The sequence below is a fragment of the Pseudomonas sp. NKUCC02_KPG genome (assembly GCF_019345465.1).
Lineage (GTDB): Bacteria > Pseudomonadota > Gammaproteobacteria > Pseudomonadales > Pseudomonadaceae > Aquipseudomonas.
Genome location: NZ_JAHKRC010000002.1, coordinates 357731 through 373773, shown reverse-complemented (window position 1 = coordinate 373773; position 16043 = coordinate 357731). Strand labels below are relative to the sequence as shown.

Here is a 16043-nt window from a genome sequence, read left to right as displayed (position 1 = left end):
GCCGTACTGCCCTGCTTCAACCCTCGATAAACACCTTCAGGGGTGGCTCGTGCATCAGGAAGTTCTGGTGCGAGATGTTCCAGGCATAAGCGCCCGCCAGGGTGAACACCAGCAAGTCACCTATCGCGAGGTGCGCCACTGGCTGCTTTCGGGCCAGCACGTCCTTGGGTGTACACAGCTGCCCCACCAGCGTGACCTTCTGATGGCTGATCTGTGCGGGCTGCGCACCTCGAACTACCGTGAACGGATGGTCGTGGCCTTGAGCCGCAGGCGTGCGGAAGTGATGGGTACCGCCGCGGCCTATGGCAAAGAATTCGCCGTGACTGCTTTTAATGTCCAGTACCTGCATGACGTAGTAGCCGCATGCAGCGCTGATAAAGCGGCCGATCTCGAACCGGATGCGGGTGGCACCCATGTCGAACTCATCGATCAGCCCCTGCAGGCCCTGACAGAACCCTGGCCAGTCGAACGACTGCGCCGGGTCCTGATAGTTGATGCCCATGCCTCCACCGACATTCAGGATCGGCAGTTGCAGGTTGTGATCGGTACACAACTGGCGGAAGGTCAGGCAATAGCTGCGGATCAAATCCAGGTGCGCGTCAACATCCAGCTGGTGCGACAACAGATGAAAATGCAGCCCCTTGAGCGCCAGGGACGGCTCTTCAGCCAATACTTGAAGGGCCGTTGCGAGCCCCTCTTCATCCAGACCGAACGGCGTGGGTTTACCGCCCATGACCAGGCGGCTGCGGGGTGCCTGGGCCAGCTTCAAATTCAACCTCAGCATCACCGGGGCCTGCACGCCACGTTCGCGGGCGATACGTGCCAGGCTGCGCAGCTCAGTCACGCTCTCCACATGAAACGCCGATATCCTGTACTGCAGGGCGATATCCAGCTCACGATCGAGCTTGCCGGGGCCTCCAAAGATCAGCGGCTGGTCGGGGCACTGCTCATGCAGCCACGTCAGTTCGCCCCCCGAGGCCGCTTCAAAACCGTCGACCCAGGGCGCAAGGGTTTTCAGCACCCGGGCTTCCGGATTGGCCTTGGCGGCGTAAAACAATTCACAGTTTCGGGGCAGCACCTGACGCATGGCCTTTACGTGCCGTTCAAGGGCAGGCAGATCGTAGACGTAGGCACACAACGGCGCATCGTGCTCAGCCTTGAGCTGCTCGATGCAGTGAGTGACGGATGCAGGCAGGTTCATGCGCATTGACTCCTTTCAATGATTGCCAGCGGGCTGGGCAACTGGGTGTAACCGGCTTCACGATCAGCCCGCATCATCAGGCGTGTCATGAAGTTCTCCTTGCTCGGGAATGGCGCCCCGGCGCACAACTCACGCAGTTGCCGAGGGTGGCCAAGACACGCTGATTGCGCCTGCAGCAGCTCGCCGATACGTGCCCACAACTGTTGCTCCAGCTCAGCACTGGCATTGGCCAGATGGAACACCGCCTCCCCCAGATTATTCACCAGGGCGCAGTAGCCCACCCGTTGCCAGGCCTTTTGCGCGCTGTAATACACCGAGTTTCGGGTACGTTCATCCAGTGCACTCAGGCGTTCAACTGGCCAGATTTCCGGGACCAGCTTGGTGCCTTCAAGATCGCGAATCCACACCTGACTTGGCAGCCCGTCCTCAGCGAAACCGATGACTGTGTTCTGCAAGTGCGGCTCCAGGGCCACACCCTGACGGAACAGGCAATACAGCACGCCGCCGAGCATCCGGGCGGCATAGGCATCCAGCCAGTTCAGCGTGGCGTGCTCCATGCTCAAACCGGCGCGGTCGGCATAGCGCTGTACCTGCTCACGGCACACGCTGCGACCTTGCTGGTCCCAGGTGAACAGGGCCATTGCCACTTGCGGCTGATAGCGCTCGCGGTCAGCGGCGCTAAGGTTTTCCCGGTACACGATGCCGAAGCATTCAGTGACTTCCCGGGCCTGTTCAAGGGTGCCCAAAGCACTGAGGTCCAGGCTGGTGGCACTGGGTTCGGGCATCAGCCTGAAACCAGGTTGCTGCGTCGCCAGCTCGTTCATGACAGGGCCGAGCAGCCGGGTCAGAGCGACGGCACTGTCCAGCTCATACCAGGCGTTCTTGCGCACGCAGTTGGTCAGCCGCACGTGCATCGAGAACTTCATGAAATACGGCAGCTGCGGATGATAGAGCGTGCGCACCGACGACGTCGGGTACATGGACTGGCCCAGAACGCCGAGGTAGGCAATCAGCCCCTGTTGCCGGGCCCGCTGAACCAGCGGATCGGCGAGAATGCGCGCGACTTCCCAGGGGTGGCATGGATAGGCGTCGTCGCGCCCCGACAGTTCGTGCAAGGTGCTGCGCGGGTCTTCGCCCTGATGCCTGATCAGCGCCGGATCGACCTTGAACCAGTGCAACTGAAAACGCGCACCGACTTCCGGCGAGCAGGCCAGCAAATCCTCATGGGAAATACCCTCGCGGCTCTTCGGGGTCGGGTGCAGTGCGTGGCCCCACAGCTGATGTTGCTCGGATGCCAGCAGGCTGTCGGTCGCTTGATTGGCAGGACGGGAATGGCGCAGAAAGGTACGAGTGATCTGCAGGCTGTTGGCGACTTGCTGCAACATCTCGCCGACGCGTTCGGCGCCACTTAGCGGGGTACACAGCAGGCGTGCCAGTTCATGGGCGTCCAGCGGGCGCCAGCTCTGGTTATTGCCTTTGAAATAAGGGGCGCTGGTGTAGTGACAACGACCCAGCAGGCTGGCGCGGTCGATGCGTACAACCAACCGGCCGCCTGACAGGCGAATGCTGATGCAACGGCCATTGCCCTGGCGCAGGCTCATCGGCAAGTCCTGTGCCTGATAGTCCAGGCTGGCTTCATTGCGTGGCAATGCGTATTCGCGCAAATAGCAATTGAGCAGGCACTCGATGGCATGTCGCTGCGCTTCGCCATCAAGGGCATGGTCATGCAGGGATACGGTGTTCAGGGATGGGGGGCTGCTAGCGAACGTCATGCCGGAATCTCCCGGGAAGTCATCAATAGAGGTCGCGCCAGGACCATGGCCGTCATGGCCGCCAGGCACGCAACAAGAAACGGAGAAGCAATGCCGCAGGTCTGGCTGACCACGGCGGCGGTGACGCCGGCAGCGGTTCCGGCCCATTTGCCGCTGGAGTCGAACCAACCGAACAGGCGCCCTGCACTGCCCTGGCGGCTGCGCTGGCTCAGACAGCGGTGCAACCCGACAAAACTGAGCAACATGCCCGCCCCGCTGAGCAGTCGCAGGGCGAATAAAGGCTCGGCCTGCACACTCCAGAACTGCAGTGCGTTACTGATTGCCAGCAGCGCCAGCCCCGGCAACAGCAGGTTGCCCTGATGCCTGTGCACCCAGGGCAAGGCCAGCAGGTACACCAGGTGCGGCAGGCTGTAGAGCACGCCGATCAAGGTGTCGCTGCCAATTCCCAATTGCTCGCCGAACGGCATGAAGTAGGGAAAGGTGACGACCATCGCGAAGCTGAATAAAAACTGCACCGCCAGCAACCGCGCCATATCGGGCGGCAGCTCGCCCAACACCTCGGCTTTTTTGCTGTCCAGGGCCCGCCCGGGCTTGTCGTTGGGCAATGCCAGCACCAGCACAAAGGCCAGCAGCGGCAACCAGGCCAGATAGCTGTAAAGGCTCAACCCCAGACCTTTGGAGGTCATCAGCCCGAGCAAAATCGGACCACTGATCATCGCCAGGCGTGCGGAGTACTGCGTCCAGTTCAGGGCTCGGGACAGGTCCCCGCCCTTGAGCTGGGTCGACAGGTAGGCGTTGGACGCTGCCATCGCACCTCCGAAGGTGCCCTGGATGATCAACGCCAGGACGAACACGGTCAGGTTGGGACTAAAGCCTGCCAGCAGAAACCCCGCAAACAGCCCGGCATGAGCGCGCAGCAACGACAGGCGACAGCCGTTGCGGTCGGCCCAGCGCCCCCAGATCGGCGCTGCCAGTGCGGTGCAGAGTGTCGGCAATACAAACAGCACGCCAATGGCCCAGCCGGGGGTGTTGGGCGCCAGATCGGCGAGGATGCGCGGCAGGTACAGCGGAATCCCCAGCGCCGTAAACGCCGACAGGAAATGCCCCAGCAGGACGCTGATGATCAGACGGCGTTGCATGGCGCCTCCGCCAGCAGGAAGTTCGCCGCGCTGTAGCCATAGAACTTGTTGATGTCACTGGCACCGGAATGCGCCTTGCTGAACAGACTGCCTGCGCTGAGCAGGTATTTGACCGGCAGCCTCGGGCTGTCGAGCAGCCACAGGCGTGCATCGTCACAGTTGATGCCTTCTGCTTCGAGCTGCTCCAGACAGTGCGTCAGACGCTGACGCAACGCACCGTACAGGCTGGACCGGGAGGCCAGCCCCGCGACCGCAATGGCCTCGACAATGGCCACGATGTTCAACTGCAAGGTGATGGTGCAGAACATCTCGGCCAAGGGCTGGGTGCTGTCGACCCGAATGCGCTCATCCTGCAGCGTCGTCGGCAGGTCGGCGAGATCCGGACAGGCAGCAGCGAAGCGCAGAGGCCACAGGCGCGCGGCGTCGTTGTCCTTCATCAACAGACGCAATGGCTGACCTTCTTCGAAAATCAGCACGGCGTTCTGCTGATTGGCCTCCAGTGCGATGCCGTAGTGCAACCACAGCCTCAGATGGACCTGCAGCAGCAGGTCGAAATAATCGTTGAGCCAGTGGTGCAATGAACCTGCGTAGAAACCCTCGACCAGTTGTTCGAGAAACAGTCGCCCATCGGGTAGCGGACTGGCCAGCGCAGCGACAGGCACGAGCGTGGTGTTTTCCAGCCCCTCGGGGTAGCGGCGCACGATATAGGCCAGATGACGGCTCTGGTCGGCATGTCCGCCATGCTTTTCATCAACGTGCAGATACCGCGATGCAAGCGCCGTATCGCGCTCGGTCAAGGCCAGCAAGGTGGTTTGAAACCAGTGGCCGTCATACAGGGTGCTCGGTTTGATCAGGCGCAAATTGCGCGCCCCTAGGGTGCTGACCAGCAATGGCAGCTTGATGTGCCACTGCGGTTGGTCGATGCACACCACCGTTCGCACGGACAGCGTGGGCTCCACCTGCATGGCGGTGCGTGGAGCCTTGAGTGTGCCTTCAGGCAAGCCATGGTGCTCAAGCTCGGCCCAGGTCAGCGGATGAACCGGCAACAGTGAATGGCTGTTGTGCAAGGTCGGTGACAGGCCGACCTCCTCGAAGTCCGGCCAGTGCGGCGGTTGCGGGCTGGTGAGGGTCAGTGCCTGGTTGGGAATCGCCAGCCAGTTGAGTTCGAAACACGGTGCAAACTCCGGGGCGTAGCCTTTGAGCGCAGCCCCGTCGAAGCCGCTTTTGGCCCGCGCCGTCGGATAGAACGGGTGATCCAGATAGCTCGCCAGCTGGTCAATCTTCAGCAGCCGCCGGGACCAGTCCTTGAGTGCAATCACATGACCTAGCTCGGGTGCAAAGCGCAGGTAAGCCTGATTGCACTGGGTCCGATGTTCAGTGGCGCAATCCGCTTCTTTCAGATACGCCGCGAACAGCGTCAGGCTCTCTTCATCCAGCCCCTGGCTCAGATGCCCCAGCCAGAGCGAATAGCCGCGCTGGACCTCGACCGGGTGTTGCGACGAAACCTTGATCCAGGCGTCGCCTGTACCGATCCAGTCCTGCAACGGATAGGCCCTGACAACGGGCAGCCATAGCTCGTCGGCGCCCAAATGGGCGATACGCAGCCAGTGGGCGCCGGGCTGGTGATCCAGACAGGGGCTCAACGCTTCGGGCAGCGGGCCAACCTGCCCCTGGCTGACAACCCCGCGAATGTCTTCGCGCAGGCAACAATCGATGATGCGCCGGGTGATGAAGCCCTGATCGGCGACCTCTGGTTGCAGGCTCATGCCACCACCCATTTCAGGTCATTCAGGGTCGAATTCAGTTGCGCATCGAGGCTGACATCATCCGGCGCGATCAGGCGCAGCACACCGACATAGTCCTTGTTGGAATGGCTGATGGTTACCGTATCCCCCGCATGCTGCAACGCCCGGTAATCACACCAGTGCCCTTCTCGCTCGACGTTGAAACTGGCGCTGGCCTGGTCCAGACGCCCGCTGCGGTCGGCTACCAGATAATGCACGGTGGCCTGGGCTTGCGCCGGTTGCGCAGCGCTCAGGGCGTGCCCCAAATGCACCGCGACAATACGATCGAACCACCCTTGCGGCAGCAGGCGGTCAAGCAGGAACTCCCGGCCATCCCCGATACTGCGATAGTTGATTTCAACCAGTACCGGACCTTGGGCGGTCAGAATGAACTCGCTGTGGCACACACCGAAATTGACCCCGAATGCAGCCACTTGTGCCAGCGCCGCAGAACGCTGCGCGCAACTGAGGTGGCCGTTCCAGCGTGCGGCGAGCTCCACAAAATGCGGCGGCGCAGATAGGGTCACGTCGAAGCCGCCAATGGCTTGCAGATGACGCCCGTCGCCCAGGGTTTCGAGGGTGAACAGCGGCCCCTCCATGTAGGCTTCAAGCAACAGCGCCCGGTCCGGTTGCTGTTGCCAGAACTGCTCGCAGTAAGCGCTTAGTTCGGCCGCGTTGTGACAGAGCCTGACGTCCAGGCTGGCGACGCCTTCACGAGGCTTGGCGACCACTGGCCATGGCGCATCGCTCGGCACCCGGGTGTTCGATGTCAGTACCTGAAACCACGGTCCGGGCAAACCCAGTCGCTGCATGCGCTCGCGCATGGCTGCCTTGTTCTTCGCCGCATAACACAGTCGCCAGTCCTTGCCCGGGCATTCGAACGCCTCGGCCACCACTGCCGTTGCGGTTTGCAGGTGATCACTGTTGGAGAACACGGCAACCGGGCGAAGACCCTGGGCGTTGAGCGTCTCGATCACAGCCAGCGGATTGAACACATCACACTCGATAACGTGCAGTTGGTCCGGTGCAATGGGCGAGGTGGCGAGCAGGCGCCGGTGTTCCTGGGCGTGGTCAGTGATCACCACGATCGGCAGCCCGCGCTTGTGGGCTGCAGGCAAGAAACCCTCGAGAATGGCTGGATGTGCGACGTGGGCAAGGATGACGAATGGACGTTGCATGGCAGTTTCCTGGAGGCAGCAGTTGCCCGTCCCTGAGGATCGGGCAACTGGTTGACGTAGGCGCGTGTGCGCGGTTTAGAAGCGGTAATTGACGCCTAGGGTGAGCGAACGCTCGGGCGCGGCTTGACGACCCCAAGGGGCGGTATCGATACCGCGGAAATAGTATTCGCGGTTGAACAGGTTGCTGATGCCCGCAGAAGCGGTCAGGACGCTCTTGTCTGCCAGCGGGAACTCGCGCTCCACGGCCGTGTTCCAGACCCAGTAAGCAGGCAGCTCACCCACACTGGCCGAGGCATTTTCATCGCGGGTATTCGCGGCATCGGTGTAGGCCTTGCTGATGTACAGGCCGTCAAGGTTGTAGGTCCAGTGCTCGGCAAAACGGTAGCGGGCGTCAACCATGAACTGGTTACGCGAGGAGTACGGTACTTCGTTGTCCTTGAATGTTCCGTTGCGTTGCTTGGCATCGAGGTAGGCATAACCGGCATGCAGGTCCAGATCACGCATGGCTTGCGGGGTCCAGAAGATATCGGTCTCGAAACCCTGGTGACGGGTGCTGCCAAGGTTGTCGAAGCGGTCGGTCGTGGCGTTGTAAGCGATCTGGTCATCAAAGTCGATGCGGTACAGGTTGAAGTCGACGCGCATGCCGTCCCACGGGGTATAGCGCACACCGGTCTCGTAGTTCCACGCCAGTTCGGCACCTACAGCACCTTCCTTGACGATCTGCGTGACCTGGGGCGGACGCAGGGACTTCTGGGCGTTGGCGTAGACATACCAGGCGTCGTTTGCCTGATACCCCACGGTCAGGCCCGGCAGCCATTCCTCGGATTTGTTCTCGCGCTCGAACCCGGTGATGCCGTCGCTGTAATTCATGCGGGCGTTTTCATAGCGCACGCCCGGCGTGATGGTCAGGCGGTGATCGAGCAGGCTGATGGCGTTGCTGATGTAGAAGGCACGGGCGTTGTCATCGAACTTCCAGTCGCGGAACGGCGCCGTCACGCCGGTCGCGAGGCTCTGGCGGTTGACCTTGTAATCGATGTCTTCGCTGACATAGCGGGCGCCGAGCAGCCAGGTCTGGCCGACGTTGTCGCCATCGACCGTGGCACTGATGCGCGGCTCCGTACCCCAGACCTTGAAGTCACGGGGACCGTCCTGTTTGGTGACTGCCGTTCCGTCCGGGGTGAACGGCAGGCCGACCACGAAGTTGCGGTAACTGTTGTGAGCGAAGTTGGTCCAGCTCACTTCCACGGAATCGAATGGCCCCATCGCACCCAGGCGCTGGGTGTAGGTGCCCCACACGCGATCGGTATCGCCTTCGAAGCGGTCCAGCGGACGCGTCGACTGGCGCGGATCAGCCTTGTAATCCTTCACGCTGAGTGCCCCGGCCAGGTCCATGTCGGCCTTGTAGTGCTGCACACCGAAACTCAGGTCACGATCGTCGTCGATGTTCCACTGGCCGCGCAGGCGGTAGTTCTGGACATCGGTGTCGGAGTGTTCGCGACCGTATTCGCCGCTCAGGGTGTTGATATCCAGTTGCAGGCCGAAGTTGTCGGTCAGGTAGCCGCCGGTGCCCAGATAGGTGTCCCACAACTGGCGCCCGCCAGGGTTGAAGGTGGTTTTCTCCTGCAACGTGGTTTCCCACTCGCGGGGAATCGGCTTGCTGATGAAGTTGATGACCCCGCCAACGTTGTTCGGGCCGTATTGCACCGCTGCGCCCCCGCGCACGATATCAATACGATCGACCGTGGCCATGGTCATCGGAAACAGCGAAAGACCGGTCTGGCCATAGGGCGCCAAGGCCAGGGGGATACCATCGGACAAGGCCTGGATCCGGCCGCTGCGGCTCTCATAGAGCCCGCGCACGGAAATCTGCGGCAAGGCGCCGGTGCCGGTCTCGTCAAAGATCTTGATTCCGGGTACCCGTTGCAGGGCGTCGTCCAGGCCACGGGCGCTGGCTTTTTTCAAGTCGCTTGCATCGACCACGCTGCGACTGCCGGCGTAAGTACGCACGTCCTGATCGCTGGCAGCACCGAGCACGTCACCCTGAATCGTCATGGGCGCCAGCTCCAGACTGCTGGCAGGGGGTTGATCGGCAGCCAGGGCGGCGTGGCAAATGCCAAGCGTGATGAGACTGAGTGAAAAGTGTAGGTATGTTGTTGTTTTCATTGATCTACGTCGACTCTTTATTGCTGTTGGAGAGAATGCAGGCGGGCTTTCAATGCGTTGTGCAATAAGCCGCGGTCTTCACCGGCCAGAAAACTGCGTACACCCCGGGCTCGCCAGAACGCGTTCTGTTCAGCGGTGCGGGGGTTTGCGCAAAAAGGCACTTCAGCGGCGAGGCAGGCGTCAGCCATGTCTTGCAGCATTTGCCAGACGTGAGGGTTGAGAGGGTCGGGCCCCAGACCGAGATCAAGGGACAGGTCCAGCGCGCCTTCCATGACCATGCCGACCCCCGGCAATTGCAGGATGTCGCCCAGGGCATCGACCCCGGCGCGGCTTTCGATCATGGGAATGATGGGAGTCTGGTGGTTGGCCAGTTCGATGTATTCGGGTAATGGCACACGACCGAATCCGGTGATGCGCCCGCCGGTGATTCCACGCTTGCCCAAGGGCGGGAAACGGGCGGCTTCGATGGCGCGCTGAACGTGCGCTGCACTTTCGGTACGTGAAAGGACGATCCCTTCGATACCGGCATCCAGTGCCCTGCCGATCAGCTTTTCGTCAACCTGGGGCAGGCGCAGCCAGGGAGAAATACCGGCCGCCTCACACGCCCGAATGCAATGCATGAGGTCTTCTTCGGAGCGCAGCAAGTGCTCAAGATCGAGGATTACAAAGTCATACCCGGCAAACGCGAGCATTTCACAGAGCATGGGTGAAGGCAGGGAGTTGAGCATGCCGTAGACGCTCTTCCCGTCTTGAAGTCGGGAAAATACCGGAGAAGTTCTGATCACTGACACAGGTCCTTTGAGCGAGCAAACACTGAAGCCAATAATAATCATTCTCAGATAGGTGTAAACGATTTTTATTATCGAATAGCGATATTCGTGATGGAGCGCATAAAAAAACGGTGCTGGTCGCAAATAGCTGGCTAAACGCCAGTGCTTTCTTGAACTTCAGACGCTGAGCTGTGGAGTGCTTGGTCATTTGCACATAAATAGCGATACTGCCGATAAGCCATCATTCAAGCTGCAAGGCTCAATTGCGCTCTGGAATCTGAGAATCTCCCTATGGCAAGCACTTCCAGCTCAGACTTCTTCACCATCAATCTTGGCACTCGCCCTGCAAGGGCATACAGAATCCCCGCTCCCCCCACTCAAAGCGTGAGTGGGGCTTCGGTCTCGTCGGCGTCTGCTGAAGGCGCTGTCGCAGCGCGCTGGTTAAAGAAAGGCCAACCCCTTTCGGTCGGCAACTTCCTGATCCCGGGTGGGTTGATTTACACAACGCTGTGCGTAGATCCCCAATCCGCCTTGTGTGAGCCATCGCTTATCAATACCTGGCTCAAGCTTTGGCCTGAAAATGTTGACTCATCTTCATCATTGATGACCTATTGGCCAGACTACAAAACCATATCTGCACAAGCTCGACGCGGGTATGTGCAATGGCTGGCAGAGGGCCGTTGCGATCCTCGGGCTGATATCGGGTACGTGTTCATCTTTTTCTACGGGCTGGAGCGACGCGCCCTGATAGACACAGGCGATGATCAAAAAGCTATTGACGACCTGCCGGATATTATTGAGGCAGTCGAACATCTGCTGGGCATCTATGGCTCAAACAGCTCCTTGCGAGGCTATGCAGAAAATTTTCTGGATTATCTGGGCCATTCGCAAGTAGACGAAAAACTGTATTTACACTCTCCGCCAGTCACCTCTGCAGCGCGATCCAGTATGCCAATGGGGCTGAGAGTCGGCCTCGGGCAAATGGCTATCAATCAGTATCCGGTTAACGGGCAATGGGCTTTGGCCTGGGCCCTCTCAGACCCGGACATTACACGACGCACCCCTGCAACTCGTTGCCCGGACTTGCTGGCCACTCTGTTTATTGATGAGTTTGAGCGGATCTATCCCGATGGCATTGTGCTGAGCCATAACAAAACGAAGCTCAAGCACGGTTACCGCACCGCTTCGAGAGCGGTTGGCGCCCCAGTAATGGATTTGGGAGAGATTCCCGATGTGACAGCCAGCTCGCTGAATCGCAAAAAGCTTCAGTTCTTGCTCGACCGCTGCTCCAGTGATCTGGACGGGTATAGCCGTTTTATTGGCCGTTACCCTGAAAACGCGCAGAAGCTTGAAGGTTTACTTCAACTGCCCATCTCACTATGGCCATCAACCCTGCGCGATGAGCTGGAGCGCTTGAAAGCCCGTATAGAAGATGACCTGGAAGTCATGACGTTTGCTGATCTGGGCAAACGCTTCAACAGTGCCGGTGTTTTGTCCCGCCCGCTGCTGCTGGCCATGGCCCGGGCTTTGGAATCCTTGCAAATAGGCATGGAGCCCGACGTGCTGGCGGGCAGCAGGACACCCAAGCCTGATGACTGCATTGCCCTGTTTGTCACACTCCCTGACGATGGTGCACTTCGGGCAACACCGGCTTACAACGCGGCGTGTCTGACGCTGGACCTGGCTAGCGCCGTAACGGTTGCCGACGGAAAAATATCGGCAGAAGAAGTATCACTGCTGTTGAACCAGATCGATGCCTGGCAGCATCTGAGCATTGCTCAGCGCAAGCGTTTGAAAGCTCACCTGGGTATTCAACTGCAACAACCCCCCACGCTTGCAAGCCTCAAAAGCAGACTAGAACCCTTGGCAATCACAGAGAAGCAGGCAATCGCCCACTTCCTTGCGAGCCTTGCCCAGGCAGATGGTTGTGTCAGTGCTCAAGAGGTGAAACTACTGGAACGGGTCTACAAAGTCCTTCAGTTGGATCCTCAGTCCCTTTACGGCGACTTGCATGTTGCTACTGCGTCACGGGCGTTCTCGGAACACTTCGGCGTACCGCTGACCACCCCTGAACCGCAACTCATGCCTGAATTGGGTGGTGTGGTGCTCAATCTGGATCGCATCGCCCTGCTGCAGAGGGAAACCGAGGCGGTCTCGGCATTACTGGCTAAAGTGTTTACCGAAGAGCCGGTCATCGAGCCTGAGCCAGCCCCCCCGGTGAGCGAAACGCAAGATGATGCCGCCGTCATCATCCCGGGGCTAGAAGGTGACCATCTTGCATTCCTGAGGCTGCTGCTCTCCCGCCCCCAGTGGAGCCGCTCAGAGCTGGAAGACAGCGCCAGCGATATGGAGTTGATGCTCGACGGAGCTCTGGAACATATCAACGAACTGGCTTATGAACACTTCGACATGCCCATTACCGAAGGTGAAGAGCCCGTCGAAATCAACCCGGACATTCTGGAAAAATTGGCCCTATGAGCACTATTCGAACAAAAGATCGCGATGCGCTTATTCAATCACTGCGTGCTGGCGTTGTACCGCGCGTGGGTCAACACCTGATCCAGGTTGGACGTGTCGGTGAGCTGGATGCTCTGCTCAAGGACGTGGATCGTTTGGCGGACGGTGGCTCGTCATTTCGGGTAGTAATCGGCGAATACGGCGCAGGCAAGACCTTCTTTCTGAATCTGGTTCGTGCAATTGCCATGGAGCGCAAGCTGGTCACCCTGCACGCAGACTTGAACCCGGACCGACGTTTGCACGCCAGCGGCGGGCAGGCCCGGTCGCTCTATGCCGAACTGGCGAAAAACATGTCCACTCGCGCAAAACCGGACGGTGGCGCGCTGCAGGGTATCGTCGAAAAGTTCATATCCCAGGCAAAAGCAGAAGCCAAGGCATCGGGCGTTAGTACCGAAAACGTCATCCAAGCACGCCTCAATGAGCTGACTGAAATGGTCAACGGGTATGACTTTGCACACGTGATTGCGGCCTACTGCCGTGGCTTTGACGAGGGCAATGAGCAACTCAAGGGAGATGCCATTCGGTGGTTGAGGGGGGAGTTTTCGACAAAAACCGACGCACGAGCGGCCCTCGGGGTACGGACAATTATTGACGACGCTTCGATCTACGATCAGCTCAAACTGTTATCCCGATTCGTGCGTTTGGCCGGCTATGCCGGATTGATGGTTTGCCTGGATGAGCTGGTGAACCTGTACAAGCTGGCCAACACCCAGGCCCGTAACGCCAACTATGAACAGATCCTGCGCATTCTCAACGACTCCTTGCAGGGATCCACACAAGGATTGGGTTTTGTCCTGGGGGGTACGCCTGAGTTCCTGATGGATACTCGCCGCGGTTTGTTCAGCTACCCTGCCCTTCAATCCCGGCTGGCGGAAAACGCCTTTGCCAAAAGTGGCCTGGTGGATTTGTCCGGGCCGGTTCTGCGCCTGACCAGCCTGACACCTGAAGACTTTTACGTATTGCTGCAAAAACTGCGACACGTGTATGCCTCTGGGGATCCCCAGAAGTACTTGCTGCCCGACGAAGCCTTGCCGCAATTTATGGCGCACTGTCATCAACGTCTTGGTGAAGCCTATTTCCGTACACCCCGCACAACGATCACAGCCTTTATCAACCTGCTGGCCATTCTTGAGCAGAACCCGGGTACGGACTGGCGCGAATTGATTGGTAGCGTTGAAGTGGCCAGGGACAACGGTGGCGCATCTGACCTGACCGTGGAGCAAGACGATGAACTTGCCACCTTCGAACTCTGATTCCCGCTCTTTCAGCCTGCTCGACTCGCGGATTCAGCGCTGGATCTGGGACGAAGGCTGGACGTCGCTCAGGGATGCCCAGGAGCAGGCTGTTCCCGCTTTGGTCGACGCCAATCAGGACGTCATTATTGCTGCAGCCACCGCAGCGGGTAAAACCGAGGCGGCTTTCCTGCCAATCCTGACCCACCTGCTCAACCACCCCGATGTACCGGGCTCGGTGCTGTATATCAGCCCCCTCAAAGCGCTGATTAACGATCAATGGGATCGCTTGGGTCGCCTGTGCGAGCAGTTGGAAATCCCGGTAGTTGCCTGGCACGGGGATATTTCGGCCAGCAAGAAACACCGCTTCCTGAAATCACCTGAAGGTGTGCTACTCATCACCCCGGAATCCCTGGAAGCGCTTTTTGTAAATCGTGGTTCCAACCTTGGCGCAGTGTTCAAAAACCTGCGCTACATCGTCGTTGATGAATTGCATGCCTTTATTGGCAGTGAGCGCGGCAAACAACTGCAATCGCTGATGCACCGCGTCGAGCTGGTGGTCGGTCGAACCTTGCCAAGGGTCGGGCTCTCGGCAACGCTGGGTGATATGAAGATGGCCAGTGAGTTTCTTTGCCCTCGTCGCGCAGAGAGCGTCAAGATCATTGAGTCCAGGAATGCGGGCCAGAAACTTCAGATCCAGGTAAGAGGCTACATCCTGTCCCCGATGTGCAAACTGCTCGAAACCGGGGATGAGCCTCAAACAGACTCCGATGAAGAACCTGAAGATCAGAGCACACCTGATTTTGCTATCGCCGAGCATCTGTACAAGGTACTCAGAGGTAGCAATAACCTGGTCTTCCCCAACAGCCGCGGCCAGGTCGAGGTTTACGCGGACCGGCTTCGTCGATGCTGTGAACGGGATGCCGTGCCCAATGAGTTCTGGCCCCACCATGGCAGTCTGTCCAAGGATCTGCGCGAGCAAACCGAGCATGCCTTGAAGTCCGGGGAATATCCCGCCACAGGCATCTGCACATCAACCCTGGAGCTGGGTATCGATATTGGCTCCATCAAAAATGTCGTACAGATCGGCTCCCCGCCCTCGGTCGCGAGCCTTCGTCAACGCCTGGGGCGCTCCGGCCGGCGCCCCGGTGAACCCGCCATTTTGCGTGCTTACTGTAAAGAGCCGGTGCTGACAACCAACTCCACCCTTTCGGACCAGTTGCGCCAAGGGTTGGTACAGACCATCGCCATGATTCGCCTGCTCACCCAGTCATGGTTTGAGCCGCCACGTACTCAAGGTGTGCATGCCTCCACACTCGTTCAGCAGTGCCTTTCCATCATTGCCCAATGCGGAGGGGCTACAGCGCCCGAGTTATGGCGGCGTCTGGTTGCGGACGGTGCATTCACCCGAACCGAAAAAGCAGACTTTGTTGAACTGCTCAAAAACCTCGGTGCAAAAGAGCTCATCACACAAGAAAGTTCGGGCCTGTTGCTGCCAGGCACCATTGGCGAGCGCATGATCAACCATTATGAGTTTTACAGTGCATTCACCAGTGATGAGGAGTTTCGACTGGTCTGCGCTGGCAAACCTTTGGGCTGCGTTCCGGTCAGCCGCCCCCTGACCAAGGATCAGCGAATCATATTCGGCGGCCGCCGCTGGCAAGTTCAGGATGTTGATCTGGAGGCCAAAGTGATTGTTGTGTCCCCCTCTCGTGGCGGTGCTCCCCCTCATTTTGAGGGACTGGGCGCCATGATTCACGACCGGGTCAGGCAGGAGATGCGAGCATTGCTCACTGAAGACACGCCCTGCCCCTTTATTGACCGCACTGCTCAAGCACTACTGGATGAGGCGCGACAGACTTTTGCAGATCTTGGCCTGGCACAACAGCACATCATAAAAAAAGGCAGCCGTTGCCAGATCGTTAGCTGGCTGGGTGATCACGCCAATGACGCCCTGTGTTTGTTGCTTAATCATGTCGGGGTGAGTTGCGAGACGGAAGGATTACTGATTTCGACGCAGGCCGACACCGGCGAGATGATGCAAGCACTTGAACAGGTGGCAGCTCTGGACGCCAGCGATCTAAAAACCCTGCTGGCAGATGTTGAGAACATGAACCGAGAAAAATGGGACTGGGCGCTACCTGAGTCGCTGCTTATGAAGTCCTTCGCTTCTACCTCCCTGGACATTGAGACGGCCATAGGCTTTGCAAAGGCGCAGGCTCAATTGTCAGGAACATCCGAAGCGAAAGCAGGCCAGCATCAGGCTGCAACGAGTTGAATTCAAGGT

The 16043-nt window shown here is 59.2% G+C and carries 10 protein-coding genes; 3 read left to right on the top strand and 7 right to left on the bottom strand.

The window, feature by feature from the left end:
- Positions 1-16 precede the first annotated feature (16 nt).
- The 7 genes from KO536_RS04615 to KO536_RS04585 all read right to left on the bottom strand — a co-directional run bounded on the left by KO536_RS04615 (position 17) and on the right by KO536_RS04585 (position 10022).
- Entirely contained in the window at positions 17-1201 is a 1185-nt protein-coding gene (locus tag KO536_RS04615; RefSeq protein WP_219261253.1) for a type III PLP-dependent enzyme, read from the bottom strand.
- Positions 1198-2973 (bottom strand): IucA/IucC family siderophore biosynthesis protein, encoded by a 1776-nt coding sequence (locus KO536_RS04610; protein ID WP_219261252.1) that lies wholly within the window; start codon positions 2971-2973, stop codon positions 1198-1200. Before KO536_RS04610 ends, KO536_RS04615 begins: the two co-directional genes overlap by 4 nt.
- The gene (locus tag KO536_RS04605; protein ID WP_219261251.1) at positions 2970-4112 is read right to left on the bottom strand and encodes an MFS transporter; all 1143 of its coding nucleotides are present in this window, start codon (positions 4110-4112) and stop codon (positions 2970-2972) included. Before KO536_RS04605 ends, KO536_RS04610 begins: the two co-directional genes overlap by 4 nt.
- A complete protein-coding gene (locus KO536_RS04600) occupies positions 4097-5878 on the bottom strand; it encodes an IucA/IucC family protein (protein WP_219261250.1) in 1782 nt (593 codons plus the stop codon). The genes KO536_RS04605 and KO536_RS04600 overlap by 16 nt, the downstream gene beginning before the upstream one ends.
- The gene (locus KO536_RS04595) at positions 5875-7074 is read right to left on the bottom strand and encodes an acetyl-CoA carboxylase biotin carboxylase subunit family protein (protein WP_219261249.1); all 1200 of its coding nucleotides are present in this window, start codon (positions 7072-7074) and stop codon (positions 5875-5877) included. The genes KO536_RS04600 and KO536_RS04595 overlap by 4 nt, the downstream gene beginning before the upstream one ends.
- Before the next feature lie 75 nt (positions 7075-7149).
- A complete protein-coding gene (locus KO536_RS04590; protein ID WP_219261248.1) occupies positions 7150-9237 on the bottom strand; it encodes a TonB-dependent siderophore receptor in 2088 nt (695 codons plus the stop codon).
- 17 nt (positions 9238-9254) lie between these two features.
- On the bottom strand, positions 9255-10022 hold the full coding sequence (locus KO536_RS04585; protein ID WP_374105686.1) for an HpcH/HpaI aldolase/citrate lyase family protein: 768 nt from the start codon (positions 10020-10022) through the stop codon (positions 9255-9257).
- A gap of 276 nt (positions 10023-10298) precedes the next feature.
- On the opposite strand from KO536_RS04585, the gene KO536_RS04580 reads away from it, so the two are divergent.
- From KO536_RS04580 to KO536_RS04570, 3 genes are read left to right on the top strand one after another with little or no spacing between them, the layout of a single operon-like run.
- Complete coding sequence (locus KO536_RS04580) at positions 10299-12485, top strand: TerB N-terminal domain-containing protein (protein WP_219261247.1); 2187 nt, start codon at positions 10299-10301, stop codon at positions 12483-12485.
- The gene (locus tag KO536_RS04575) at positions 12482-13777 is read left to right on the top strand and encodes an ATP-binding protein (protein WP_133077620.1); all 1296 of its coding nucleotides are present in this window, start codon (positions 12482-12484) and stop codon (positions 13775-13777) included. The genes KO536_RS04580 and KO536_RS04575 overlap by 4 nt, the downstream gene beginning before the upstream one ends.
- A gap of 43 nt (positions 13778-13820) precedes the next feature.
- Positions 13821-16034, top strand: coding sequence for a DEAD/DEAH box helicase (locus tag KO536_RS04570; RefSeq protein ID WP_374105689.1), 2214 nt, complete (start codon positions 13821-13823; stop codon positions 16032-16034).
- Positions 16035-16043: the final 9 nt, after the last annotated feature.